The organism is Paenibacillus sp. FSL H7-0940 (assembly GCF_037979415.1).
Lineage (GTDB): Bacteria > Bacillota > Bacilli > Paenibacillales > Paenibacillaceae > Paenibacillus > Paenibacillus amylolyticus.
On the sequence record NZ_CP150280.1, the window covers coordinates 135760 to 161934 of the forward strand.

The window sequence follows — 26175 nt, forward strand, 5'->3', positions numbered from 1 at the left end:
GTCATCATTTCAGATTATTAAAACATAAAGGAGTTTACCCACAATGAGATATCAAGGACTTTTGCAAACGTACAGAGAGCACCTTCCAGTTAATGAAAATACACCCCTGCTTACGCTTCAGGAAGGAAATACACCGTTGATTCATGCAGAGAATCTGTCTGAGGAACTCGGTTTGAATGTTTACTTCAAATACGAAGGTTTGAACCCTACTGGATCTTTCAAAGACCGCGGTATGGTTATGGCTGTTGCCAAAGCTATGGAAGAGGGCAGCCGTACGATCATGTGTGCATCCACAGGTAATACGTCAGCAGCTGCAGCGGCCTACGCCGCACGTGGTGGCCTCAATTGTATCGTACTGATCCCGAATAACAACATTGCACTGGGTAAACTGGCCCAAGCCATGATCTATGGAGCTAAGGTGATCGCGATTAATGGTAACTTTGACCGTGCACTGGAGATTGTGCGTGAGATCACAGCCAAACATCCGATCACGCTTGTAAACTCTGTGAATCCGTTCCGGATTGAAGGACAGAAGACAGCAGCGTTTGAAGTAATTGAACAACTTGGCGAAGCGCCTGACGTTCTGGCTATTCCAGTCGGTAATGCGGGTAATATCTCGGCTTATTGGAAAGGTTTCAAAGAATATAAAGAGGCAGGCAAGTCCAGCACGCTTCCACGTATGGTTGGTTTCGAAGCAGAAGGTGCGATGGCCATTGTCAAAGGTGAGCCGATCCTTGAACCTGAAACGGTAGCAACAGCAATTCGAATCGGTAATCCGGCGAGCTGGAAAACGGCGGTAGCTGCAGCTGAGGAATCTGGTGGACAGATCAACTATGTAACGGATGAACAAATTCTGACAGCGTATCGTACACTTGCTTCTCGGGAAGGAATCTTTGCTGAACCTGCTTCTGCGGCTTCCCTTGCCGGTGTATACAAACTGAAGAGTGAAGGGTACTTTAAAGGCGGAGAGACTGTCGTTTGTGTACTGACAGGTAATGGCCTGAAAGATCCTAATATTGCGATCAAAACAGTAGCGACTGAGCCACTTGTTGTTGAAGATACGGAAGAAGCAGTAATGGCGGCTATTGCACAACTGGAGCAGCAATCTGTATGAGTTTGCGTGAAAAGGTAACCGTAAAAATACCTGCAAGCACAGCCAATCTCGGTCCGGGGTTTGATACTCTGGGCATGGCATTGTCTTTGTATGCCTGGTTGGAAATGAAACCTGCCGAGCAGACGTCATTTCATCTTCACGGCAATCATTTGACAGGCCTGCCAACAGATAAATCGAATTTGATTTACGAAGTGGCACAGATGGTATTCAATGAAGCTGGGGTATCCATCCCTGAATTGGAGATTTCCATGTATTCCGATATTCCGCTTACGCGGGGACTCGGGAGCAGTGCATCAGCCATCGTTGGTGCATTGGCAGCAGCGAATGCATTAATTGGTTCTCCTTTATCCGATGCGAAGCTTCTGGATATGGCCACATCCCTCGAGAAGCATCCTGATAATGTGGGAGCATCTCTGTATGGCGGTATTATTACGGCTGTATGGAATGGTCAACAGGTAGATCATATACGTATTGAACCACACCAGGATCTGCAGGCTTTGGTTATTGTACCTGAATTCCAGCTGTCTACTTCAAAAGCAAGGAATGTAATTCCAGAGCAATTTGGCATGTCTGATGTGGTGTATAACATTAGCAGATCTTCACTGCTTGTTGCCGCTTTGGCGAGTGGACGACTGGATATGATTCAGAAGGCGATGTCAGATCGAATTCACCAACCATATCGGGCATCATTGGTGCCAGGCATGGCTGAGATATTGGAACATGCTGTTGATCATGGAGCGTTGGGAGCTGCCTTGAGCGGAGCTGGCCCGACCGTATTGACTTTGGTAGATCGTCATGACACCCGGAAAGCGGGATTGGAACAATATTTGCTGGACACTATGGAGCGGGAGGGCATATCTGCTTCTGCACTGTGGCTCGATCCGGATTTGGACGGTGTAACCGTGCTGCCTGATCAAGACGAACGTCCTTTTCTGGACAGAATCAAAGGGGAAGTTAATGCATGAAACGAATTGCAGTATTACCTGAAGGCTCAGTCTCTCATGAGGCAATTGATTTCCTTTTCAACGGGGAACCATTAGATTTGCTTCATTCCAAGCTGATTTCGGATGTGTTTAGAGCAACGGATAGCGGGAATGCACAATACAGTGTCATTCCGATTGAAAATACCATTGAGGGTTCCGTTAGTCTTCATATGGACTGGCTTGTAAATGAAGTGGATATTCCAATGCAAGCGGAGTGGGTATACCCATCCATCCAGAATGTGATTGGACATGGTTCGGAATTTAAGACAGAGAGTGGCGATTATGACTTTGGTAGAATCACCAAGATTATGTCTCACCCTGTGGCTATTCCGCAGTGTCAGAATTTTATTCGGTTGCATTCACCCGGGGCGGATCTTGAAGGTGTGAACAGTACAGCCGAAGCTGTAGAAATTGTGAAAAAAAATCCAGGTAAGGGCTGGGTAGCGATTGGTACCAAACTTGCTGCTCAGAAGCATGGTCTGGACATTATGGCTGAACGGGTTACAGATCATGACAACAACTACACTCGTTTTGTGCTCATTGGCCATGAACCTGTGAACATTCCACGTGAATCGGATCATGTAAAAACCAGCTTGCTGGTGACGTTGCCAGAAGATGCACCGGGTGCGTTGCATCAGGTACTGTCAGCTTTTGCTTGGCGGAAGCTGAACTTGACCCGTCTCGAATCTCGTCCAACGAAGAAACGATTGGGCAGTTACTATTTTTACATTGATGTTGTGGAAACGGTCGATTCGGTATTGCTTACCGCAGCCATGGCAGAGATTGAAGCGTTGAATTGTCAGGTGCGTGTTCTGGGTAGCTATCCTTGTTATACATATCCTTCGAGATATTGACCTGATGGTGTTTGGGAATGTTAGAAGGTTGTCATAAGTCGGGGTAGAATGAGCGAGTAATAGCTTGTCATTTGGTGTACAATGGACGGGTTAATAACGTTACGGAGTAAAGGGAATGGATATTTTATGGAGGTGCAGTCATCAGTGGCAGAACAATGGATCTATTTGGATGGTCAGTATGTGACCAAGGAGAACGCAACTGTTTCGGTGTATGATCATGGATTTTTGTATGGAGACGGGATTTTCGAAGGTATTCGGATCTATAACGGAAATATTTTCAGATGTAAGGCCCACTTGGATCGTTTGTATGATTCGGCAAAATCCATTAGTTTGAACATTCCGCTGTCCATTGATGAGATGCTGGAAGTCATGGCTGAAACGGTGCGCCGCAATGATATGCGTAATGGTTATATTCGTCTTATTGTATCGCGTGGCCCTGGTAATCTGGGGTTGGACCCGTTACGTTGCCCTAAGGCATCCGTAATCATCATAGTGGAGCAATTAGCGATCTATCCGGAGGAAGCGTATCTTACTGGATTGAAAGCCGTGTCGGTATCCCAACGCCGGAACATTCCGGACGCATTGAATCCAAAAATTAAATCATTGAACTATCTGAATAACATTCTGGTTAAAATCCAGTCTAACTATTCAGGTGCTGGTGAAGCAATTATGCTGAATTCCCAAGGTTACGTTACTGAGGGTTCAAGTGATAACATCTTCATCATCAAAAATGGTGTAGTGTACACGCCGCCTTGTTATCTCGGAGCGCTTGAAGGGATTACACGTCAAGCGATTATCGATCTATGTGGCGAACTGGAGCTTGAATTAAAAGAAGTGCCATTCACCCTGCATGATGTGTATATCGCAGACGAAGTCTTTTTCACCGGGACAGCTGCAGAAGTTATCGCTGCATATGAAGTCGATGGAAGAACAATTGGCACGGGAGTAGCAGGTCCGGTAACGCTGAGACTGCTGGAAGCATTCCGTCAGATTGTTGACAAAGATGGATATAAAGTGTGGGAATCTTAAGTTAGAATTGCATAACATAGGGAACAGGAATCCTCCTTGTCCGATAAAATTTTGCATACCTGGTGTATGGGGATTTTAGAGACAGGAGGATTTTTTTTGTTTAGTTGATGTCATTAGCCCGGTTTCTGCATAGGATGTAGTAACGGTATGGGCGAATGTACTGCCCAAGTATGACGTCTAGGAGGTTAGTTCCCTGTGAAAATACACATGGTGAAAAAAGGCGACACATTATATCTGCTGTCCCAAAAATACAATGTAGCGCTGGACAAATTGATCGCGGCTAATCCGCAAATCACAAATCCCGACAAGCTGGATATTGGCATGAAGGTCAAAATCCCTGCAGAGCCAGTAACACCGAAACCGGAGGGTGTGCTCCACAGTCACAAGGTGCAGCAAGGAGATTCGTTATGGAAGTTGGCACAAGCCTGGGGAGTTCCTTTAAAAGATATGGTCAATGCCAATCCACAGTTGAAAAATCCGAACGCTCTGCTGGTGGGGGAGACAGTTTATATTCCATCTATGCACGCACAAGGAAACAGCACATCTAATTCGGGTGCCGGTAACATTGCTGCTCATGAAAAGATGTCACCTGAGGGTAAGGAATACACGGGAGTCAAAGAACCGGAACCACCGGCTCCAGTAGCGCCAACTCCCCCTGCTCCGGTAGCAGAGGTTCCTGTTCCTGTCCCGGTGCCTGCTCCACCACCAGCCAATACGGAGAAGCCGAATGTGAAGCCTGAACTGGAGGTACTGCCGCAGTTACCGGAGCTTCCTGAAGTGAAACCCGAAAAGGAAACGCATAAAAAAGAAGAGGTTAAACCCGAAGTTTATGTAAAACCGGTAGCAGAATCCAAGAAATACACAATGCCTAATCTTTCGCCTGAAATTATGCCTTTGCCTGTAATGCCTAACACAAAGTCTCCAACTGAGGTTGCACCAGCAACGAAAAAGCCTTGTGGTTGTGGTAATAAGTTGCATCATGCGCCAGCCGAGCACCCTTATGTTCAAATCCCGGTTCCTGTACAAGAGGTGTATGGTGCTCAGCAAGACATGTACACGGCAGGAGCGAGTAACAATGCGTCGTTTCCAGGGATTCCGGAAGTTAGTCCCTATGGTGGCAGTGATCTGCCTAACAGTCCGTGGACTGGCGCGGAGCAGGGTTATAACCACAATAACGTTATGCCGAATCTGTCCGCAGAAATGCAAAACAACTCATTTCCGATTGCGCCAGCTGGCGAAGTGAATAGTCCATTCCCAACGTATGCAGCACCTAGTCATATGAATCATCAGCCGCCTTTCATATCTCCATACTCAATGCTTCCGTACCCTCCATGCGGATGTGGCTCACATACACCTATGCCTCAGTATACTTATCCTTCTCATGGTTATCAGGATCCGGCTTGGAATATGTACGGTCCTTCGTACGGTATGCCGCCTGAAATGTCCACATCAACGATGCCAAACCAGCCTATTGAGTATGCTTATCAGAATCCGTACCCTACTCAGAACATGGTCCCGCCGTCCCCGCTTGGAGCATTTGGTGAAATGTATCCTCCTCAGGGGCAAGGTAAGGGTGGCAAAAAAGGGGGGCGTGAAGACGCTAACTTAAGTCAGGTAGCAATTGAAGAGGTTGGATCAGATTCGGAAGGGAAGTCCAAGCAAGCAGGGAGTAAGCCGGCCGCTGCAAAACGCAGAACAAGCAAGGCTCCTCTGAAGAATAAATCCAAGGTATCCGTGTCCGGGAAAACATCCAGAGAGGGTGCAGCTACTTCCAACCAACGGAAATCCGATAAAAAGCGTCGTAATCCATGGATACAGAACTAACCTGGGGATTGTGATTGATGAATAAGTGAGGGACCTGTTATATAAGCGGGAAGCCAGCTCTGTAATAGAGAGCTGGCTTCCCGCTTACTTGAGTGAACATTGAGTTGCACATAACGGAGATATAGTTGCTCAGGAAATAATAGAAAGCATTTTATTAAGAAGTTATTGTACACCCTTTCATAAATGTGTTAAAATATTTGTACCCTATGAGCATGACCTAATATGATAGGACAAGATAGGGTACGGATATGATGGCCTTAGCTAATGTAAAACTACTAAAGAAAAGAAATGAAAAAAACTGTTGCATTACATTCAGCCGTATGATATATTATTTAAGTCGCCGCTGAAACACAGTGCTGACACGGGAAACACAAGAGATAACGAAACAAGTTTGATCTTTGAAAACTGAACAACGAGTGAGTAAACATTCTGCTTGCAGAATGAACGCGAAAGTTTGAGACAAGCCTTGGCTTGAATCGGCTGGAGCACAAATGAGATTTTTAATCTCGTCAGATTCAAAATGAGCTTATCGCTCTTTTCAATACTTTATTGGAGAGTTTGATCCTGGCTCAGGACGAACGCTGGCGGCATGCCTAATACATGCAAGTCGAGCGGAGTTGATAGGAAGCTTGCTTCCTTGATACTTAGCGGCGGACGGGTGAGTAACACGTAGGCAACCTGCCCTCAAGTTTGGGACAACTACCGGAAACGGTAGCTAATACCGAATAATTGTTTTCTTCGCCTGAAGAGAACTGGAAAGACGGAGCAATCTGTCACTTGGGGATGGGCCTGCGGCGCATTAGCTAGTTGGTGAGGTAACGGCTCACCAAGGCGACGATGCGTAGCCGACCTGAGAGGGTGATCGGCCACACTGGGACTGAGACACGGCCCAGACTCCTACGGGAGGCAGCAGTAGGGAATCTTCCGCAATGGGCGAAAGCCTGACGGAGCAATGCCGCGTGAGTGATGAAGGTTTTCGGATCGTAAAGCTCTGTTGCCAGGGAAGAACGCTTGGGAGAGTAACTGCTCTCAAGGTGACGGTACCTGAGAAGAAAGCCCCGGCTAACTACGTGCCAGCAGCCGCGGTAATACGTAGGGGGCAAGCGTTGTCCGGAATTATTGGGCGTAAAGCGCGCGCAGGCGGTCATTTAAGTCTGGTGTTTAATCCCGGGGCTCAACCCCGGATCGCACTGGAAACTGGGTGACTTGAGTGCAGAAGAGGAGAGTGGAATTCCACGTGTAGCGGTGAAATGCGTAGATATGTGGAGGAACACCAGTGGCGAAGGCGACTCTCTGGGCTGTAACTGACGCTGAGGCGCGAAAGCGTGGGGAGCAAACAGGATTAGATACCCTGGTAGTCCACGCCGTAAACGATGAGTGCTAGGTGTTAGGGGTTTCGATACCCTTGGTGCCGAAGTTAACACATTAAGCACTCCGCCTGGGGAGTACGGTCGCAAGACTGAAACTCAAAGGAATTGACGGGGACCCGCACAAGCAGTGGAGTATGTGGTTTAATTCGAAGCAACGCGAAGAACCTTACCAGGTCTTGACATCCCTCTGATCGATGCAGAGATGTATCTTTCCTTCGGGACAGAGGAGACAGGTGGTGCATGGTTGTCGTCAGCTCGTGTCGTGAGATGTTGGGTTAAGTCCCGCAACGAGCGCAACCCTTATATTTAGTTGCCAGCATTTCGGATGGGCACTCTAGATAGACTGCCGGTGACAAACCGGAGGAAGGTGGGGATGACGTCAAATCATCATGCCCCTTATGACCTGGGCTACACACGTACTACAATGGCCGGTACAACGGGCTGCGAAATCGCGAGATGGAGCCAATCCCAACAAAGCCGGTCTCAGTTCGGATTGCAGGCTGCAACTCGCCTGCATGAAGTCGGAATTGCTAGTAATCGCGGATCAGCATGCCGCGGTGAATACGTTCCCGGGTCTTGTACACACCGCCCGTCACACCACGAGAGTTTATAACACCCGAAGTCGGTGGGGTAACCGCAAGGAGCCAGCCGCCGAAGGTGGGATAGATGATTGGGGTGAAGTCGTAACAAGGTAGCCGTATCGGAAGGTGCGGCTGGATCACCTCCTTTCTATGGAGAATCGTTTCCCGAGTGGAAACATTCAAATACGCAGCTTAGCTGCAAAACACTCACTCGTTGTTCGGTTTTGAGAGCTCAAACTCTCAAAACAGCTTGCTTTTGCATGGAGCTTGTTCTTTGAAAACTAGATATCGAAACGAAACAAACGCGAATTAGAACATTCCTTTTTAGCTGAACTTGTGTTAAACAAGTTTCAATAAAAACGGTAGTCAAATTGCTTTTGTGAGGGTATCGGGTGAGAGCGACTTTTGGCTTTGCGCAAGCAAAACAAGGGAAGCGAGCGACCGAAACCGGAACAAAATGGTTAAGCTACTAAGAGCACACGGAGGATGCCTAGGCGCTAGGAGCCGATGAAGGACGTGGCGAACAACGAAACTGCCTCGGGGAGCTGTAAGCAAGCTTTGATCCGGGGGTGTCCGAATGGGGAAACCCAGCTGGGGTAATTTCCAGTTACTCATAACTGAATACATAGGTTATGCAGAGGCATACCAGGGGAACTGAAACATCTAAGTACCCTGAGGAAGAGAAAACAATAGTGATTCCGTCAGTAGCGGCGAGCGAACGCGGAGAAGCCCAAACCAAAGAGCTTGCTCTTTGGGGTTGTGGGACGTCTCACATGGAGTTACAAAGGAACCGGTTAAGCGAAGAGGTCTGGAAAGGCCCGCCAAAGAAGGTAAAAGCCCTGTAGTTGAAAGTCTGTTCCCTCCGAGACGGATCCCGAGTAGTGCGGGGCACGTGAAACCCCGTATGAATCCGGCAGGACCATCTGCCAAGGCTAAATACTTCCTAGCGACCGATAGTGAAGCAGTACCGTGAGGGAAAGGTGAAAAGCACCCCGGAAGGGGAGTGAAATAGAACCTGAAACCGTGTGCTTACAAAAAGTCAGAGCCCGTTTTAGGGGTGATGGCGTGCCTTTTGTAGAATGAACCGGCGAGTTACGTTCCCGTGCAAGGTTAAGGTGAAGAGCCGGAGCCGCAGCGAAAGCGAGTCTGAATAGGGCGACTTAGTACGTGGACGTAGACCCGAAACCGGGTGATCTACCCCTGTCCAGGGTGAAGGTGCGGTAACACGCACTGGAGGCCCGAACCCACGCATGTTGAAAAATGCGGGGATGAGGTGGGGGTAGCGGAGAAATTCCAATCGAACTCGGAGATAGCTGGTTCTCCCCGAAATAGCTTTAGGGCTAGCCTCGGAAAACAGAGTCGTGGAGGTAGAGCACTGATTGGGTGCGGGGCCCGCAAGGGTTACCAAGCTCAGTCAAACTCCGAATGCCATAGACTTACTTCCGGGAGTCAGACAGTGAGTGCTAAGATCCATTGTCAAAAGGGAAACAGCCCAGACCATCAGCTAAGGTCCCCAAGTGTGTGTTAAGTGGGAAAGGATGTGGAGTTGCACAGACAACCAGGATGTTGGCTTAGAAGCAGCCATCATTGAAAGAGTGCGTAATAGCTCACTGGTCGAGTGACTCTGCGCCGAAAATGTAACGGGGCTAAACACACCACCGAAGCTATGGCTTGATGCTTTGCATCAGGGGTAGGGGAGCGTTGTATAAGGGTTGAAGGTGTACCGTAAGGAGCGCTGGACATTATACAAGTGAGAATGCCGGTATGAGTAACGAAAAGATCAGTGAGAATCTGATCCGCCGAAAGCCTAAGGGTTCCTGAGGAAGGCTCGTCCGCTCAGGGTAAGTCGGGACCTAAGGCGAGGCCGAAAGGCGTAGTCGAAGGACAACAGGTCGAAATTCCTGTACCACCGTAAGCCGTTATGAGCAATGGGGGGACGCAGTAGGGTAGTGACGCGGACTGATGGATGTCCGTCTAAGCAGTAAGGCTGATGTGTAGGCAAATCCGCACATTGTAAGGCTGAGCTGTGATGGGGAGCGAAAATTATAGTAGCGAAGGTCATGATCTCACACTGCCAAGAAAAGCCTCTAGCCAGGTGATGGTGCCCGTACCGCAAACCGACACAGGTAGGCGAGAAGAGTATTCTAAGGCGCGCGGAAGAACTCTCGTTAAGGAACTCGGCAAAATGACCCCGTAACTTCGGGAGAAGGGGTGCCCCGGTAGTGTGAATAGCACGAGGGGGCCGCAGTGAAAAGGCCCAAGCGACTGTTTAGCAAAAACACAGGTCTGTGCGAAGCCGTAAGGCGAAGTATACGGGCTGACGCCTGCCCGGTGCTGGAAGGTTAAGGGGAGTGGTTAGGAGCAATCCGAAGCTGTGAACCGAAGCCCCAGTAAACGGCGGCCGTAACTATAACGGTCCTAAGGTAGCGAAATTCCTTGTCAGGTAAATTCTGACCCGCACGAATGGCGTAACGACTTGGGCGCTGTCTCAACGAGAGATCCGGTGAAATTTTAATACCTGTGAAGATGCAGGTTACCCGCGACAAGACGGAAAGACCCCATGGAGCTTTACTGCAGCTTGATATTGAATTTGGGTACGATCTGTACAGGATAGGTGGGAGCCTTTGAAACGTGAGCGCCAGCTTGCGTGGAGGCAACGTTGGGATACCACCCTGATCGTATCTAGGTTCTAACCTGGTACCGTAATCCGGTGCGGGGACAGTGTCAGGTGGGCAGTTTGACTGGGGCGGTCGCCTCCTAAAGAGTAACGGAGGCGCCCAAAGGTTCCCTCAGAATGGTTGGAAATCATTCGAAGAGTGCAAAGGCATAAGGGAGCTTGACTGCGAGACCTACAAGTCGAGCAGGGACGAAAGTCGGGCTTAGTGATCCGGTGGTACCGCATGGAAGGGCCATCGCTCAACGGATAAAAGCTACCCTGGGGATAACAGGCTTATCTCCCCCAAGAGTCCACATCGACGGGGAGGTTTGGCACCTCGATGTCGGCTCATCGCATCCTGGGGCTGAAGTAGGTCCCAAGGGTTGGGCTGTTCGCCCATTAAAGCGGTACGCGAGCTGGGTTCAGAACGTCGTGAGACAGTTCGGTCCCTATCTGTCGTGGGCGTAGGAAATTTGAGAGGAGCTGTCCTTAGTACGAGAGGACCGGGATGGACGTACCGCTGGTGTACCAGTTGTTCCGCCAGGAGCACCGCTGGGTAGCTATGTACGGACGGGATAAACGCTGAAAGCATCTAAGCGTGAAGCCCCCCTCAAGATGAGATTTCCCAGTATGTAAGACCCCTTGAAGACGACGAGGTAGATAGGCTGGGGGTGGAAGTGCAGCAATGCATGGAGCTGACCAGTACTAATCGGTCGAGGGCTTATCCAATAGCAAGTTGTAATTCGCGTGTTTCGTTTCGAATCTAGTTTTCAGAGAACGATCTCTGAATGTAAGCTATGCTATGCGTTTGGTGGCGATGGCGGAGGGGTTCCACACGTACCCATCCCGAACACGACCGTTAAGCCCTCTAGCGCCGATGGTACTTGGACCGCAGGGTCCTGGGAGAGTAGGACGCCGCCAAGCGAACTCTTTCATCATACATAGAAAACAGGCTCTGCATGTTGATGTTGTACGATGAATTGCATTTGCAGTGCAAATGCATATATTCCCTGATAGCTCAGTTGGTAGAGCACTCGACTGTTAATCGAGTTGTCACAGGTTCGAGCCCTGTTCGGGGAGCCATTAGGGCCCGTTGGTCAAGGGGTTAAGACACCTCCCTTTCACGGAGGTAACAGGGGTTCGAATCCCCTACGGGTCATATTATGGAGGCTTAGCTCAGCTGGGAGAGCATCTGCCTTACAAGCAGAGGGTCGGGGGTTCGATCCCCTCAGCCTCCACCATATAAACTTTATAACGACGCGGGGTGGAGCAGCCCGGTAGCTCGTCGGGCTCATAACCCGAAGGCCGCAGGTTCAAATCCTGCCCCCGCAATTATACTTTCCTTTGAGAAAGTGATCTGGAACCGTGGTGTAGTTGGCCTAACATGCCTGCCTGTCACGCAGGAGATCGCGGGTTCGAATCCCGTCGGTTCCGCCATTTTTATATTAATAATACCGTGTGCGGAAGTGGCTCAGCGGTAGAGCATCGCCTTGCCAAGGCGAGGGTCGCGGGTTCGATTCCCGTCTTCCGCTCCAATATTTGCGCCCTTAGCTCAGCTGGATAGAGCGTTTGACTACGAATCAAAAGGCCGGGAGTTCGAATCTCTCAGGGCGCGCCATTATAACTTCAAATTTGCCGGCGTGGCGGAATGGCAGACGCGCTCGACTCAAAATCGAGTGGGAAACCGTGGAGGTTCGAGTCCTCTCGCCGGTATATATAACGGGATGTAGCTCAGCTTGGTAGAGCACCTGGTTTGGGACCAGGGGGTCGCATGTTCAAATCGTGTCATCCCGATCTCTAAAAACACTATCTATAATTAGATAGTGTTTTTTTATATTTATCTATATAAGATTCTATAAATGCAGGTTCGATATTAACTATGACAAATTCTCTAAGCTAACACATGCGTGTTCCTTCTTCAGACAACAAGTTAATTGTGCATAAAGCCTCAATCTTTAGGTCACAATAGGTTTAAAAAGTGATAGAAGGGGTTCATGTGAACACGTTTAACTTCAGAAAACAATTCAAGAGACGCTGGAGACGGTGGAAACGAACAGTATGGATGACGGCGGCTCTGCTTGCAGTTACGATATTGGCTTACAGCGGGTTGTCTATCTCATCGGCGATAGAGCGTTTGCTGACAACTAATTTTAGTGAGGCAACCAGTGTGATGGGGCCTGTTACGCAGGAAACAAGATCTGAACAGGAGATTCAGGCGTTAGTAGAGCAACTTGATTCTGATCCGGATCATTTAACAAGTGTGGTTTTGGAAACACAGTACATCTGCGGAGTGGAGACAGAGCAGTTAGGCAAGATGGCTAGACCGCAGTTGAAGATGTTACTAGCTCAACATCCGGAATGGGATGCTACCGTTGGAACATCAGATGAGTTGCATCTGAAGCAACGTGTAGATGACCTTTCACCGCTTTGTAAACAGCAGGCTTATATCAGCATAGATGCTGTAGGGAACCTTAATTTGTACGAGGGTAAGCCAGCAGAAGAGAAGGTTATTCGTACGTTCTTTCAATTGGATGTTGGAACGTTGGAAAGTTCTTTGCCTGAAGGGGTGCTCGAGCAATTGCAGCAGGGTATTCGGATTCAGGACAAAGATGAGTATGATAGCGTGATCTCTACGTTCAGTGACTATGCCGTGGATGAAGACCATCATTTAATCCGTAATGGCGGGTAATCCAAACGTCCTCACCTATGGTATTAAAATTGTGAAGTACTAAAACGATGGTGGCAAGCAATAACATTGGTGGTTTACGTAACCAAGCGATTGAATCTAAAATACGTGGAATGTGATGAAGGACATCGAAGAGATGTCCTTTTTGTCGTTTAAACTAAAATAGTTGAAAATACGAATAAACATGTAAAAAATTCGCGAATAAAGACGAGTAATCAGTTAGACAAAGTTTTTCCTGCCGCAGGGTCTATCTTTTGTTATAATGAAATGAACGATACATATGTTCGCTTTTGTGAGGGAGAGATGGTTTTGCGTTTTTTGGGAATTGACCCGGGGATTGCGATTGTTGGTTTTGGTTTTGTGGATAAAATCGGCAGTAAGGTGGTACCCGTACAATATGGATGTATTCAGACGGAAGCTCATACCCCTGAAGAGGAACGGTTGCTTCATGTATATGAAGGTATGGTGCAATTGATTGATAAATACAAACCGGACGCAGTAGCGCTGGAGAAACTTTTTTTCAATCGGAACGTTACAACAGCAATGTCTGTCAGTCAGGCGAGAGGCGTTATGGTACTCGCTGCCGCACAGAAGGGTTTGCCTATTGCAGAGTATACGCCAATGCAGATCAAGCAGGCTGTTGTGGGGTACGGTAAAGCAGAGAAGAAGCAAGTACAGGAGATGGTCAAAATGTTTTTGCGTCTTCAGGTCATTCCTAAACCAGATGACGTAGCGGATGCATTGGCTGTAGCCGTGTGCCATGCACACTCTTATACATTAAATTCCAAGTTGAATGAGGTATTGCGAAAATGATTGATTTTCTAAGAGGACAGTTCATTCATGTAGAGAATGATTATATTGTGCTGGATGTTCATGGTGTAGGGTATCGCGTATTCTGTCCAAATCCATTTGCGTTTGCGAAGCAAGAAGGCGAAATTACCGTGTACACTCACCATCATGTGCGTGAGGATGCGATGTTGCTGTTTGGATTTGTTACACGGGATGAGCAGCGTTTGTTCCGTAAACTGATTGAAGTATCCGGTATTGGTCCAAAAGTTGCTCTGGGCATACTCGCTGGAGGTACACCAGAACATGTGGTTACGGCGATTTATCAGGAGAATCTTACGTTCTTGACCAAATTGCCAGGCATCGGCAAGAAGACTGCACAACGCATGATTCTGGATCTCAAGGATAAGCTGGATAGTTTTGGCGCGGCAGCGTATGCAACAGGGTTGTTCGCTCCTCCATCGGAAGAGTCGGGAAGTGGTTCAGCCTGGGATGAGGCACGTGAAGGTCTCAAGGCACTTGGGTATACTGACAGTGAGCTTGATAAAGTATGGCTCAAATTGAAAAAGGATGTTACTACAGCAGATTCCGTTGATGTGTTGATGAAAAAGGCGCTGCAAATGCTGTTTACGGGATAATACAAATTGCATATTATAATATAGCTGTAGCCTGCAAAAAAAGGTAGGGATGAACATGGATGACCGGATTATTTCAGCGAACCTGATGATGGAGGACCAAAATGTTGAGTTGAGTCTTCGTCCCCGGTATCTGAATGAGTATATCGGGCAGAATCAGGTGAAGGAAAATTTAAAGATATATATTGAAGCTGCTAAATTCCGTAATGAGGCATTGGATCACGTTTTGTTATATGGACCACCCGGACTGGGTAAAACAACACTTGCCAACATTATTGCCAACGAATTGGGCGTTAATTTACGAACTACGTCAGGCCCGGCCATTGAACGCCCGGGTGATCTTGCAGCATTGTTAACCAATCTGCAGGAAGGCGATGTCCTGTTTATTGATGAGATTCATCGTTTGCATCGTACGGTTGAAGAAGTCATGTACCCTGCTATGGAAGATTCGGCATTGGATATTATGATTGGTAAAGGTCCAAGTGCACGTTCCGTTCGGCTGGATCTGCCACCATTCACTCTGATTGGGGCTACAACGCGTGCTGGATTGCTGTCTGCTCCACTTCGAGATCGATTTGGTGTTATAAGTCGCTTGGAATTCTATACGGTTGATGAGTTGGCTTATATCGTCTCACGCTCTACCGAAATTTTGGGTGTAGAGATTGTGGGAGATGCTGCGCAAGAGATTGCATTGCGCTCACGTGGGACACCAAGGATCGCCAACCGTTTGTTAAAACGAGTACGCGACTTTGCACAGGTACGTGGTGATGGGATTATAACGCAGACACTGGCGGAAGAAGCGCTGCAACGTCTCCAGATTGATCCACGTGGCCTGGATGACATTGACCATAAGATGCTCAAATCGATGATCAACAGCTTCCGGGGAGGTCCCGTAGGATTGGATACAATTGCTGCTACAATCGGTGAAGAAAGTCAGACGATCGAGGATGTCTATGAGCCGTATCTGCTTCAGATTGGTATGATTCAGCGTACACCAAGGGGCAGGATCGTAACAGATCTCGCCTATCATCATTTGGATCTTCCTGTTCCACCAAGAGATGGGAAATAATCGAATCTGTTGAACATGCTCATTTGAACGTTCACAATAAACATTGAAATAATCACGTGTTAATCCGATATAAAATGAAAGAAATGCACGGAGAGGAGTCTGATTGTGGGAAAAGCAATACGAACGAAGAAGTGGAGTCGTCGATTGAAGGTACTGGCGGCAGCTCTTTTGACAGTGGGTTGTCTGCAAGTGCCTGCGTATGCAGCAGGAAATGATGGACAGACGATCCGGGTAGCCATGTTTGCAAATCTGGGTAGTACGTATAAATCAACTACACCACTCATTACGCTTGAATCGACGGGACAATGGAGCATCCAATCGGAGAGTGGCGCAAATGTAAGCCTTCCGGCAGGGCAAGTCCGTTTCAGTGCAGATGGATTCCGAGTGAAAGTGTTGGAAACAGCGGATTTCAAGGCAGCATCTGCAGCAGCAAAATTGTTGCAAGCAACAGCGGATAAACCTTTGCTGTTTACAACGTCTGTGAATGGAAATGCCATTTATCAGCTCTACACAGGCAACTATGCAACGGAGGCACTTGCTGGACAAGCTGTTACACGGGTACAAAAGGTAGCAGCAGCTCAATTGGCTGGTCAAAAGCCAGCTGTAACGGGAAGTAAACGCCTGTCTGCTGGAACCTATGGTTCGATTCAGGAAGCAGAGGCAGCACAAGCCAACCTTTTATCAGCAGGAGTTAGTATTGTCAATCCAGTCCTTCAACTGAGTGGGGGAAGCCAAGCATACGCGGTATGGGTGGGTGAAGCTTCAACGGATGCGGAATTAACCGCATTGAAGAACAGTGTGGAAGCCAAAGCTCCAGGGGTAAGCCTTTCACCTGTCAACAATAGTGCAGGGCTCATCATCCGCCAGGATGCAGGATTAAGTACGGATGCACTCAAAACAGCTCCGCATTACACCATTGCAGGTACTGAATCCAAAGCATTGGTACAAGGGAATGGCAATGGTATCAAAGTAGTGGAACGTTCCCAGCGAACGTATCGTGGAGATATGGAAATCAGCATCGTAAGTGGTGATCTGGCGTTGGTCAACGTCGTTCCACTGGAGCAATACCTGTACTCTGTCGTAGGGGCAGAGGTGTATTCCTCCTGGCCTGCTGAAGCTCTGAAAGTTCAAGCCGTAGCTGCTCGATCCTACGCGCTTCAACAGGGTGAACGTTTCAAAATTGCGAATGTCGTGGATACAACGCTCAGCCAAGCCTACAACGGGATTGGTTCGGAGAACGATAAAGTAACCAGTGCAGTGGATGCAACTGCTGGAGAAGTGGTCAAGAGCGGTGGGAAAATCATCGAAGCTGTATTCTCCTCCAATGCTGGTGGCCAGACCGCTCATCCTTCTGAGGTATGGAACGGCGGAGCAGGTGTGTTCACCAATGTGGTTAGCTCAGGAGATACATCAGCCCAGGCAGGATTACATACGTGGTACCATGTGCTGCTGGGTACAGGCGTTAGCGGGTACATTCGTGAGGATAACATCAAAGAATTAACGACCAAGACCAATGCGGGACTGGCAAAAGTGACGGTAACGGCTCAGAATACCAATGTGCGTGCCGTTCCGTTAGTTCAATCCACCGTTGAACCTGTAGCTAAAATGAATCCAGGCAACGAAGCTGTTGTGTTGGCAAAAGTGGCTCAATCCAACGATTATGCTTGGGTGAGAGGACCTTTCACGTCTGCCCAGTTGGTTAAATCCCTTCAGGGTAAAACAACATCTTCTGTTCCTGCTTCAATCTCAACCTTGGAAGTGACCAAGCGTGGACCTTCCGGAAGAACACTTGAAGTCACTGCCAACGGACAGGCTATTACGGTGAAATATGCCGATACATACCGCTCTGCGCTCGGTGGATTACCGAGCACTCTATTTGATATTGCAGGGACCGGAAGTTATACTGTATTAGGCGCTGACGGCAAAACAGCCAGTAAAACCGGCTCAAATGGTGCCTCTGTATTGTCTTCTTCTGGCACAGGAACATCATCCGGTAATGCACTTGTAGTTATGAGTGGTGATGGTCAAGCGAGAGCGGTAACGCAGGGTCAGACCTTCATGTTCATCGGTCAGGGCAATGGCCACGGATTGGGCTTGTCCCAATGGGGAGCCAAAGGCATGGCAGATGAAGGGTATGATTACCAGACAATATTGAAACACTATTATCAAAATGCGACTATTGTTAAGGAATGAAACTAAATGAATGTGAACTTATATGATTTTGAATTACCAGAGCAATTGATAGCACAGACGCCGTTGCTTGATCGCACGGCATCCCGTTTGCTTACCTTGAACAAAGATAGTGGTGAGATTAATCATCAAACGTTTCCTGATATTATCGATTTTCTGAATCCCGGAGATACATTGATCCTGAATGATACACGTGTTCTACCAGCCCGTCTATTCGGTACAAAAGAAGATACCGGAGCAAAAGCGGAAGTATTATTGCTCAAAAATGTGGAAGGCGACAAGTGGGAAGCACTGGTTAAGCCGGGTAAAAAGCTGAAAGCCGGTTCAGTCATCGTATTTAGTGATGAACTCAAGGCAATCATTGAAGAAGAGGGCGAGATGGGGGCACGTACACTTACGTTTACGTATGATGGAATCTTCCAAGAGATTTTGGACCGTCTGGGTGAGATGCCGTTGCCACCTTATATCAAGGAGACATTGGATGACCGCGAACGGTATCAGACCGTGTACGCCAAGCATGAAGGATCGGCGGCTGCACCTACAGCGGGACTGCACTTTACGGATGAATTGTTGGATCAGATTCGTGCCAAAGGTGTTAATGTGGCCTTCATCACGCTTCATGTAGGACTGGGAACATTCAGACCAATGTCGGTTGACGTTGTTGAAGATCATGTTATGCATGAGGAGTATTACTCCTTGTCACAAGAAACGGCAGATCTGATTAACCAGACTAAAACGAATGGACACCGTGTTTTTGCGGTTGGGACAACGAGCTGTCGGACTTTGGAAACGGTAGGCAGCAAATTTGAAAATGGAATACTGCAAGCGAGCAGCGGATGGACCAGCATTTTCATCTATCCGGGCTATTCCTTCAAAGTGATCGATGGGATGCTTACGAATTTTCATCTCCCGAAATCCACGTTGGTTATGTTGGTTAGTGCACTAGCAGGCAGGGAACATATTATGCAGGCATATGAGGAAGCCATCCAAGAGAAATACCGGTTCTTCAGCTTCGGCGATGCCATGTTGATATATTAGTATAACGATTAACTTTTAGAGGATGATTAAAACCAATGGCAGCAATTACGTATGAACATATCAAAACTTGCAAACAATCCGGTGCACGTCTGGGACGTGTACATACACCTCACGGTATTATTGAGACACCAACCTTTATGCCTGTAGGTACACAGGCGACTGTCAAAACAATGAGCCCTGAAGAGTTGAAAGAAATGGATGCTCAGATTATTTTGAGTAATACCTATCACCTGTTTCTGAGACCAGGACATGAAATCATCCGTGAAGCTGGCGGGTTGCACAAATTCATGAACTGGGATCGTCCAATTCTGACGGACAGCGGCGGATTCCAAGTGTTTTCTCTCAGCGAGATGCGCAAGATTACGGAAGAAGGCGTTAACTTCCGTTCTCATCTGAATGGAGACAAGAAGTTCCTTTCTCCTGAAGTGGCGATGGAAATCCAGAATGCACTTGGCTCCGATATTATGATGGCGTTTGACGAATGCCCACCGTATCCGGCTGAATATGAATATGTAAAAAAATCACTCGAAAGAACAAGCCGCTGGGCAGAACGTTGTCTCGAAAGTCACGCTCGTCCGCATGACCAAGGTTTGTTTGCCATCGTACAGGGAGGCATGCATGAAGATCTTCGCCGTCAGAGCGCCGCAGATTTGACTTCCATGGATTTCCCGGGGTATGCTATTGGTGGACTGAGTGTTGGAGAACCGAAACATTTGATGTATGGTGTACTGGATTATACGTTACCTTTGTTGCCGTCCAATAAACCACGTTATTTGATGGGGGTAGGTTCGCCCGATGCGTTGATTGAGGGATCTATTCGTGGAGTGGACATGTTCGATTGTGTTCTGCCTACTCGGATTGCCCGTAACGGAACAACGATGACCAGCCAAGGACGTCTGGTAGTTCGCAATGCCAAGTTCGCAACTGATTTTGGGCCACTTGACCCTGAATGTGATTGCTACACTTGTCGCAACTATTCCAGAGCTTATCTGCGTCATTTGATCAAAGCAGATGAAACATTTGGCCTGCGTTTGACAACGATCCATAATCTTCATTTCTTGCAGAATTTGATGCGTAATGTACGTAAAGCCATTATGGAAGATCGTTTGCTTGATTTCCGGGATGAATTTTTCGATCAATATGGTCTTCATGACAATGACAAAGGTTTCTGATTGAGGTTTTGAGGGAACTGGCGTAACAAGCAATATCTGTATGTATAGTCGATAAGGGGGAGTTTGAATGTTTCAGGGAATGACTCTAGCAGGAGCGCAAGGCGGTGGAATCGTATCTTTGATTGTACCTTTGGTACTCATGGTTGCGATTTTCTACTTCTTGATGATTCGTCCACAGAACAAAAAGCAAAAGCAACGGAATTCGATGCTGAGCCAATTGAAAAAGGGCGATAAAATTGTAACGATTGGTGGCCTTCACGGTACGATCGCTGAGATTACGGACGATGTGGTTGTATTGCGTGTAAACGATGTAACTAAGCTTACATTTGACCGTAATGCAATCAGCACGGCTGTAGCTCGTGATACGGCTGTTGAATAGTTACTGTAACATAGAATAACGAGGGTGCGTTTGTGGCGTATTCCCTAGTAGAGAACCGGATCTCCCTGGAGACCCGGTTCTCTTTTTTGATTTATGAGGGAAGGTAGATGTTCTTTACGAGTCAGCTAGGAGCGATGCGTATTAACACCGAACATACCACCGAGAGCTGAAATGAAGAACGCGCTAAGCAGTTGTAAACTATCCTTCCAATTAAACGAAGCATCCAGCGCGAGAAATCCGATCAACAGCACAAGGAGTCCATATACGATTCCGGTAATCCCTCCGTAGTACCATCCTTTTTCACCAGAACGTTTGCCTGCGACAAAACCACCAACCAATAATGACAAGCCATGAACAACATAGGTATACAATGAGAGGTCCTGTTCCCGCATTCCACTCATCCAGAGAAACAAGGAGAGAATAAATGCCCCGATAAACATCCATACAAAAGCCTGACAGAGGCCTGACAGAATCGGATTGGACACTCGAAACGAAACCAAGCGGCGGATCAATTGCATGAAGCAACCCCCTTGTACAAGTTATAAGTTAATACAGTGTATGGTCAAGCCTTCGGACTTATGAACTGTTTTCCATTAAATGAACGGATTATTTCTGCATGAGCATGTAAGGTTCAGGTCAAAATAGGGATTGCACTACCCAGCTAACTGTTAAAAACTCAGTTTCGAAGGAGGACCCCTGTTGTGAACTTCCCAGATGTCGGATCACATATCTTTCGAACCATTCTCATGTACTTTCTGGTGTACTGTGCAATGAGGGTTATGGGTAAACGTGAGATTGGTAAGCTATCCATGTTTGATCTTGTTGTCTCCATTATGCTTGCTGAAATGGCTGCTTTTGTCATTGAAGATATTGATAAACCGCTCTCTCACGGGATTGCCCCCATGCTTACCTTGATCATTGTACAGATCGGAATGGCCTTTATAGGCCTTAAAAGTCGGCGTCTTCGTCTGATGATTGATGGGAAACCTACTGTTTTGATCTCCAAAGGCGTTCTTCACCGGGATGAGATGCGGAAGCAACGATATAATCTGGATGATCTATTACAACAACTCCGTGAACAGAATGTAGACAGTATCGGAGAGGTTGATTTCGCTATTTTGGAGACCACAGGCAAGCTGACCGTTTTTCCCAAGGATGAGAATACTTCTAACGAAAGCAATTCTTCCGGTTCTGACTCAGAAGATTCTTCTTCCAGTAAATCCAAAACGGGAAAAAACCAGATTGACGGATTTCCAAATATCAAATATGAAGGTCTGCCACTCCCCTTAATCATGGATGGAAAAGTCCAGGATCAGAATCTGGAGATCATCCAGAAAACGAGATTTTGGCTGAAAAATCAAATTCAACAGAACGGAATTATGGATTTCAAAGATGTATTTATATGCTCCATTGACCACAATGGGAAGATATATGTCAGTCCAAAAGATGATAAAAAATGAAAATCATTTGCCTGAGCGGCGCTTGAACCATGAACCAATCAAAGGAGCACGAGACAGATCATGAAAGTCAATCATTTTGGTCCAGCCCATGACGATGAAATACACGATAAGCCCGACAAAAGGAGCGAGAAGCATCCTCACCCAAAAAGGCAATATCATGGCGGTCTCTTCGTATACGAGTAGGGTCGCTGCTCCCATGATAAACATTCCTGCACCCGTCTTGACCCAATCCATCATTTTGAAGCGGAACTGTAGCAGGCTACGTACGCTTTGGGCATGTAACAGGGTAACTACAGTAGAATTCACACAGATGGCGATGACTGCACCGAAGATGCCATATTCAGGCCGGGAAGCAAGTGTTAAAATCAACGTGATTTTGATAACAGCACCGATAAACGTATTCAGCAATGCTTTACCCGGACGGTCAAGAGCTTGTAGTGCAGCTTGAAGAGGAGCTTGAATATAAATGAACAAAGCAAAAGGAGCCATTAGCTTCAGCATGCTTCCGATCGATGCATCATTATACAGAACAAGACACATCGGTTCGGCAAGCACATACATAAACACGGAAAACGGAGCACCTGTCACAAGTGCCAAGCGTAATGCCTGATGCATTCTTTTGTGAATCAGTGCGCGATCTCCCTGAGCAGAAGCTTCGGACAGTGAAGGCACAAGTGATGTCGCGAGCGATGAGGTTAGTGCCCCCGGCAGCAGCAGCAAAGGAATAATCATACCTTGTAATGCACCATATTGTGCTGTAGCGAGCCCTTTGGATATGCCTGCCAGAGCCAGACTCTGGGCAGTAACGATGGTTTCGGCCAAATAGGATAAGGAGCCAACCAATCGGCCTGCTGTAACAGGAATAGAGATTGCAAGCAAACGCCGGATTAATCCCGGCTGTGGAGTACCCGTTTCTTTCAGAACTGAAGGTATTGGGTTTAAAGGTTTGGCTGTGAGATTGGACATGTTCTGTTGGTTAGCGAGCGGTAACTCTTTCTTCTGCCTGTTATACTTCCACAAGAGTACAAGCATACCGCCGAATTCTCCAACGAGCGCTCCCAGCATGGCACCAGCAGCAGCTTGGGCAATACCGTGGGGGAGGAGAAGCCAGGCAAACCAAATGACACAGACGATACGAATGATGGTTTCAACAATGGATGAAATGGCAGTAGGCATCATGTTTTGCTTACCTTGGAAATACCCTCTGTAGACAGCAGATACGGCGATAATGGCAATCATGGGGCTCATACTAACGAACGTATGGTATACCCGCTCATCTGTGAGCACGTACTTGGTAACCCAGGGTGCAAACAGGATGCACAAAAACATGAATACAACACCCAGGGTCAATGTAAAGCTTAAGCTTACTTGCAGGATTCGCTGGGGGGAATAACGATTGGCACCGGTATCAGCTTCGGCTACGAGCTTGGCTACGGCGAGCGGAATACCACCCGTAATTAATGTCACCAGTACGATAAAAAAGGGATAGCTCAATTGGTAGATGCCAACACCTTCTGCACCAATGACTCGTGGCAGCGCAATGCGCGGGATGAAACCAAGTATTCGATTAATTATGCCTGCCGCGAGCAGGATCATGGCCCCCTGAATAAATGTCTGTTTCTTCAAGATTACCCCTCTTTCCCGGTTGAAAGTACAGGCTATCAACATAAACGGGACAAAGCCGTTGTTCTTCATCCTATGCCAGTCCTTTATCTTCTCATGACAACTTGGACACGATTAACAAAAAGAACCATATTCAGCAAGAAGGAATATGATCAGGCGAAGTCGAATCATGTAATATTGATGCCGCATAAAGGCTTGGATGTACGAAGGGAGGCTCCCCGTTGGAAGAAATGAATGATGTGGAGTTGGAACAGTCAATAGAGATGCTCTGCCGTAGCAAAGCGGAGGAATTAAGGCTTGTCGGTTACGAATATGTCACCAGCAAAGATGTCTGGAATTGCGTCAGTCATAAATATGAAAAACAGGGCATTCCACCGCTTCACCAGCTGGTGAACGACATTTTGTCACTGAAAGCAACAAGCTTTATGAACTTTATGACCGTGTCTGCATACCGGGGGTCCTCTTTCTAGACGAAAGGGATCTTTTTTGTTGAAAATTGACTGCTTTTTACGGCATCGCTATAATAGGAATATTGAGAACGAAAGGGGATCTAGGAACGGCATGAAAAGAATTATCAGTTTCATTCTGGTCGTGCTTGTCACCACAGGGGTAATGGTGGGAACAAGCCCGGAACTGCTCAAAAATATACGCTTGGGCCTTGATTTAAAGGGAGGCTACGAGATCTTATATGAAGCAGAGCCGCTCGAAGCAGGTCAACAAGTCACCAAAGCATCTTTGGTGCAAACGGCCAAAAGTCTTGAAAGCCGCGCCAATGCGCTCGGAACAAGCGAACCGGAGGTAACCACTGAAGGAAGCAATCGGATTCGATTGAAGTTGGCAGGGGTTACGGATGAGGCTGAAGTTAGAGCCAAAATGAAAGAGCCGGCTGTTTTGACCTTCCGTAGTAAAGCTGAGAACGACAAGGAAGGCGAATACACCAAAATTGAGCTTCGCGGAAATGAATTTGTTGAGAATGCAGCCAAAGTTGTGTTCACTCAATTGAATGAGCCGATGATTGACATTCAAGTGAAAGATAAAGCCAAATTTTCCGAGATTACCAAACGTTTGATCGGACAACCTCTCGCGATTTATTTGGACGATGAGCTTCTATCTGCTCCAACCGTTAGACAACAGTTGACAGATGGTTCCGCTCAGATTTCGGGTGCTTACACACGTGACGAAGCAAACCAGCTTCGTGACACCATTAACTTGGGTGCATTGCCACTGAAACTTACAGAGAAGTATTCACAAAGTGTTGGTGCAACACTTGGTAAGCTTTCTCTGGATCAGACCATTAAAGCAGGATTGATTGGTTCCGTTATTATTCTAGTGTTCATGATTGGGCTTTATCGCATTCCTGGTATAATCGCGAGTTTTGCCTTGATCACACATACGTGGCTGGTACTTGCAATCTTCTATTTAGGAGAATTCGTGCTTACCCTTCCAGGTATTGCGGCGTTTATCCTGGGTATAGGGATGGCGGTGGATGCCAATATCATCACGTACGAACGGATTAAAGAAGAGATGCGCAGTGGTAAGTCGATCTTGTCTTCGGTTAAAGCGGGTGGTAAGCATTCCTTCCGAACAATCATTGACTCCAACATCACAACCATTATTGCTGCGGCTGTTATGTTCTTCTTGGGAACAGGTGCGGTAAAAGGTTTTGCACTCGTGCTGATTTTTGATATTGTCACCAGTATTATCACGAATATTTTCTTCTCCCGCTTCCTGTTGACCCTGCTTGTACGGGGTAACGTGTTGAAGAAGCCTAAGTACTTCGGAGTGAAGGAGAGTGAAATTCGTGCGCTTTAATTGGAATTTTGATTATGTTAAAGGTAGTAAGATTGCCTATATCTTCTCGATTATTCTGACGATTACGGGGATCATCAGCATTCTGGCTTTGGGTTTGAATTATGCAGTTGATTTCCGTGCTGGATCGAATGTGGATATCTCGGTATCCAAAGCAATCACAGCGGAGCAGATTAAACCTATCGTTAAGGGCATCGGTGTTGATGAGGGTGATGTTACCATTACATCGGGGGCTGACCGTGTAAATGTTCGTTTCTCGAACGTATTGGATGAAAATCAAGAAAGTAAGTTCAAAGAAGAATTTGCCAAACTGGATGCATCAGCTTCGTATGAAGTAAATACCGTTGATCCGGAGATGGCCAAAGAATTGGAGCGCAACGCGATCTACGCAGTACTCATTGCAAGTATCGGGATCATGATCTATGTTGCGATCCGGTTTGAGTGGCGCTTTGGTTTGGCTGCGGTTATCGCACTCTTCCATGATGCATTTGTTGTAATAAGTGTGTTCTCTATCTTCCGTTTGGAAGTCGATCTGACCTTTATTACCGCAGTATTGACCATTGTTGGGTTCTCGATTAACGATACGATCGTTATCTTTGACCGGATTCGTGAGAATCTGCGTTTTGCCAAAAAGACAACCAAAGCCGACCTACGCGAGGTAGTCAATCGCAGTTTGGCTCAAACGATGACACGTTCCCTGAATACAACATTCACCGTGTTTGCAGCTTCAATCTGTTTGTTCATATTTGGTGGAGAATCCATTCGCATGTTCTCGCTTGCGATGGTTATCGGAACACTGTTCGGCGCATATTCTTCAATCTATATCGCCGCTCCACTATGGCTGATGCTCAAAGGTAAACAAGTGGATAAGCCAAAAACAGTAGCTAAAGAATCTAACTAAACATCTTATTGTGAAG

At 47.2% G+C, this 26175-nt stretch carries 19 protein-coding genes, 9 tRNA genes and 3 rRNA genes; 29 read left to right on the forward strand and 2 right to left on the reverse strand.

Annotation, left to right across the window (positions count from 1 at the left end; genetic code table 11):
• The first annotated feature begins 43 nt into the window (after positions 1-43).
• The 25 genes from thrC to yajC all read left to right on the forward strand — a co-directional run bounded on the left by thrC (position 44) and on the right by yajC (position 20366).
• Positions 44-1114 (forward strand): threonine synthase, encoded by a 1071-nt coding sequence (thrC, locus tag MHB71_RS00635; protein WP_036673546.1) that lies wholly within the window; start codon positions 44-46, stop codon positions 1112-1114.
• Positions 1111-2079 (forward strand): homoserine kinase, encoded by a 969-nt coding sequence (gene thrB, locus MHB71_RS00640; RefSeq protein WP_340028530.1) that lies wholly within the window; start codon positions 1111-1113, stop codon positions 2077-2079. Before thrC ends, thrB begins: the two co-directional genes overlap by 4 nt.
• Positions 2076-2951: a prephenate dehydratase gene (pheA, locus tag MHB71_RS00645; RefSeq protein WP_340028531.1), complete on the forward strand. Its 876-nt coding sequence runs from the start codon at positions 2076-2078 to the stop codon at positions 2949-2951. Before thrB ends, pheA begins: the two co-directional genes overlap by 4 nt.
• A 144-nt stretch (positions 2952-3095) precedes the next feature.
• On the forward strand, positions 3096-3980 hold the full coding sequence (gene ilvE / locus MHB71_RS00650) for a branched-chain-amino-acid transaminase (protein ID WP_017692630.1): 885 nt from the start codon (positions 3096-3098) through the stop codon (positions 3978-3980).
• A gap of 195 nt (positions 3981-4175) precedes the next feature.
• Positions 4176-5804 (forward strand): LysM peptidoglycan-binding domain-containing protein, encoded by a 1629-nt coding sequence (locus MHB71_RS00655; RefSeq protein WP_340028532.1) that lies wholly within the window; start codon positions 4176-4178, stop codon positions 5802-5804.
• A gap of 546 nt (positions 5805-6350) precedes the next feature.
• Positions 6351-7903: ribosomal RNA gene (locus MHB71_RS00660) — 16S ribosomal RNA — on the forward strand.
• A 311-nt stretch (positions 7904-8214) separates the two neighbouring features.
• Positions 8215-11140: ribosomal RNA gene (locus MHB71_RS00665) — 23S ribosomal RNA — on the forward strand.
• Positions 11141-11218: 78 nt separating this feature from the next.
• Positions 11219-11335 (forward strand): 5S ribosomal RNA (gene rrf, locus MHB71_RS00670).
• Together the 16S, 23S and 5S rRNA genes with 9 tRNA genes alongside form the textbook arrangement of a ribosomal RNA operon.
• An 83-nt stretch (positions 11336-11418) precedes the next feature.
• A tRNA-Asn gene (locus MHB71_RS00675) sits at positions 11419-11494 on the forward strand.
• 4 nt (positions 11495-11498) lie between these two features.
• Positions 11499-11570 (forward strand) — tRNA-Glu (locus tag MHB71_RS00680).
• A 6-nt stretch (positions 11571-11576) separates the two neighbouring features.
• Positions 11577-11652: transfer RNA gene (locus MHB71_RS00685), tRNA-Val, on the forward strand.
• A gap of 17 nt (positions 11653-11669) precedes the next feature.
• Positions 11670-11743: transfer RNA gene (locus tag MHB71_RS00690), tRNA-Met, on the forward strand.
• A gap of 27 nt (positions 11744-11770) precedes the next feature.
• Positions 11771-11848 (forward strand) — tRNA-Asp (locus tag MHB71_RS00695).
• A 23-nt stretch (positions 11849-11871) separates the two neighbouring features.
• Positions 11872-11946: transfer RNA gene (locus tag MHB71_RS00700), tRNA-Gly, on the forward strand.
• Positions 11947-11952: 6 nt separating this feature from the next.
• Positions 11953-12029 (forward strand) — tRNA-Arg (locus tag MHB71_RS00705).
• A 16-nt stretch (positions 12030-12045) separates the two neighbouring features.
• A tRNA-Leu gene (locus tag MHB71_RS00710) sits at positions 12046-12124 on the forward strand.
• A 7-nt stretch (positions 12125-12131) separates the two neighbouring features.
• Positions 12132-12205: transfer RNA gene (locus tag MHB71_RS00715), tRNA-Pro, on the forward strand.
• A gap of 202 nt (positions 12206-12407) precedes the next feature.
• Positions 12408-13100: a BofC C-terminal domain-containing protein gene (locus MHB71_RS00720; RefSeq protein WP_076320342.1), complete on the forward strand. Its 693-nt coding sequence runs from the start codon at positions 12408-12410 to the stop codon at positions 13098-13100.
• A 306-nt stretch (positions 13101-13406) separates the two neighbouring features.
• Entirely contained in the window at positions 13407-13910 is a 504-nt protein-coding gene (ruvC, locus tag MHB71_RS00725; RefSeq protein WP_076252971.1) for a crossover junction endodeoxyribonuclease RuvC, read from the forward strand.
• Positions 13907-14521 carry a Holliday junction branch migration protein RuvA gene (ruvA, locus tag MHB71_RS00730; RefSeq protein ID WP_036616866.1) on the forward strand — a complete coding sequence of 205 codons (615 nt, stop codon included), beginning with the start codon at positions 13907-13909 and terminating at the stop codon, positions 14519-14521. Before ruvC ends, ruvA begins: the two co-directional genes overlap by 4 nt.
• A 55-nt stretch (positions 14522-14576) precedes the next feature.
• Entirely contained in the window at positions 14577-15587 is a 1011-nt protein-coding gene (ruvB, locus tag MHB71_RS00735; RefSeq protein WP_340028533.1) for a Holliday junction branch migration DNA helicase RuvB, read from the forward strand.
• A 105-nt stretch (positions 15588-15692) separates the two neighbouring features.
• Positions 15693-17780 carry a SpoIID/LytB domain-containing protein gene (locus MHB71_RS00740; RefSeq protein WP_340028534.1) on the forward strand — a complete coding sequence of 696 codons (2088 nt, stop codon included), beginning with the start codon at positions 15693-15695 and terminating at the stop codon, positions 17778-17780.
• A 6-nt stretch (positions 17781-17786) separates the two neighbouring features.
• On the forward strand, positions 17787-18815 hold the full coding sequence (queA, locus tag MHB71_RS00745; RefSeq protein ID WP_340028535.1) for a tRNA preQ1(34) S-adenosylmethionine ribosyltransferase-isomerase QueA: 1029 nt from the start codon (positions 17787-17789) through the stop codon (positions 18813-18815).
• A gap of 35 nt (positions 18816-18850) precedes the next feature.
• Complete coding sequence (gene tgt, locus MHB71_RS00750) at positions 18851-19987, forward strand: tRNA guanosine(34) transglycosylase Tgt (RefSeq protein ID WP_036616872.1); 1137 nt, start codon at positions 18851-18853, stop codon at positions 19985-19987.
• Between the two features lie 67 nt (positions 19988-20054).
• Positions 20055-20366: a preprotein translocase subunit YajC gene (gene yajC, locus MHB71_RS00755; RefSeq protein ID WP_074096232.1), complete on the forward strand. Its 312-nt coding sequence runs from the start codon at positions 20055-20057 to the stop codon at positions 20364-20366.
• 125 nt (positions 20367-20491) lie between these two features.
• Here the strand turns inward: yajC and MHB71_RS00760 are convergent, their stop codons facing one another.
• Positions 20492-20884, reverse strand: coding sequence for a TIGR04086 family membrane protein (locus MHB71_RS00760; protein WP_036616878.1), 393 nt, complete (start codon positions 20882-20884; stop codon positions 20492-20494).
• A gap of 183 nt (positions 20885-21067) precedes the next feature.
• On the opposite strand from MHB71_RS00760, the gene MHB71_RS00765 reads away from it, so the two are divergent.
• Positions 21068-21826: a DUF421 domain-containing protein gene (locus MHB71_RS00765; protein WP_338706897.1), complete on the forward strand. Its 759-nt coding sequence runs from the start codon at positions 21068-21070 to the stop codon at positions 21824-21826.
• Between the two features lie 3 nt (positions 21827-21829).
• Here MHB71_RS00765 and spoVB read toward each other — a convergent pair whose 3' ends face one another.
• On the reverse strand, positions 21830-23452 hold the full coding sequence (spoVB, locus tag MHB71_RS00770; RefSeq protein WP_127551042.1) for a stage V sporulation protein B: 1623 nt from the start codon (positions 23450-23452) through the stop codon (positions 21830-21832).
• A 227-nt stretch (positions 23453-23679) separates the two neighbouring features.
• On the opposite strand from spoVB, the gene MHB71_RS00775 reads away from it, so the two are divergent.
• The 3 genes from MHB71_RS00775 to secF all read left to right on the forward strand — a co-directional run bounded on the left by MHB71_RS00775 (position 23680) and on the right by secF (position 26159).
• Entirely contained in the window at positions 23680-23919 is a 240-nt protein-coding gene (locus tag MHB71_RS00775; protein WP_036617497.1) for a post-transcriptional regulator, read from the forward strand.
• A gap of 91 nt (positions 23920-24010) precedes the next feature.
• Positions 24011-25261 carry a protein translocase subunit SecD gene (secD, locus tag MHB71_RS00780; RefSeq protein WP_051447453.1) on the forward strand — a complete coding sequence of 417 codons (1251 nt, stop codon included), beginning with the start codon at positions 24011-24013 and terminating at the stop codon, positions 25259-25261.
• Positions 25251-26159, forward strand: a complete 909-nt coding sequence (gene secF / locus MHB71_RS00785; protein WP_340028536.1) for a protein translocase subunit SecF — start codon at positions 25251-25253, stop codon at positions 26157-26159. Before secD ends, secF begins: the two co-directional genes overlap by 11 nt.
• Positions 26160-26175: the final 16 nt, after the last annotated feature.

What these genes read in the sequence shown, in the direction of transcription:
- thrC (WP_036673546.1), top strand. Translation starts at nt 44, where the DNA reads ATGAGATATCAAGGACTTTTGCAAACGTACAGAGAGCACCTTCCAGTT.
- yajC (WP_074096232.1), top strand. Translation starts at nt 20,055, where the DNA reads ATGTTTCAGGGAATGACTCTAGCAGGAGCGCAAGGCGGTGGAATCGTA.
- MHB71_RS00775 (WP_036617497.1), top strand. Translation starts at nt 23,680, where the DNA reads ATGAATGATGTGGAGTTGGAACAGTCAATAGAGATGCTCTGCCGTAGC.
- secD (WP_051447453.1), top strand. Translation starts at nt 24,011, where the DNA reads ATGAAAAGAATTATCAGTTTCATTCTGGTCGTGCTTGTCACCACAGGG.
- MHB71_RS00760 (WP_036616878.1), bottom strand. Translation starts at nt 20,884, where the DNA reads ATGCAATTGATCCGCCGCTTGGTTTCGTTTCGAGTGTCCAATCCGATT.
- thrB (WP_340028530.1), top strand. Translation starts at nt 1,111, where the DNA reads ATGAGTTTGCGTGAAAAGGTAACCGTAAAAATACCTGCAAGCACAGCC.
- queA (WP_340028535.1), top strand. Translation starts at nt 17,787, where the DNA reads ATGAATGTGAACTTATATGATTTTGAATTACCAGAGCAATTGATAGCA.
- pheA (WP_340028531.1), top strand. Translation starts at nt 2,076, where the DNA reads ATGAAACGAATTGCAGTATTACCTGAAGGCTCAGTCTCTCATGAGGCA.
- ruvB (WP_340028533.1), top strand. Translation starts at nt 14,577, where the DNA reads ATGGATGACCGGATTATTTCAGCGAACCTGATGATGGAGGACCAAAAT.
- tgt (WP_036616872.1), top strand. Translation starts at nt 18,851, where the DNA reads ATGGCAGCAATTACGTATGAACATATCAAAACTTGCAAACAATCCGGT.
- ruvA (WP_036616866.1), top strand. Translation starts at nt 13,907, where the DNA reads ATGATTGATTTTCTAAGAGGACAGTTCATTCATGTAGAGAATGATTAT.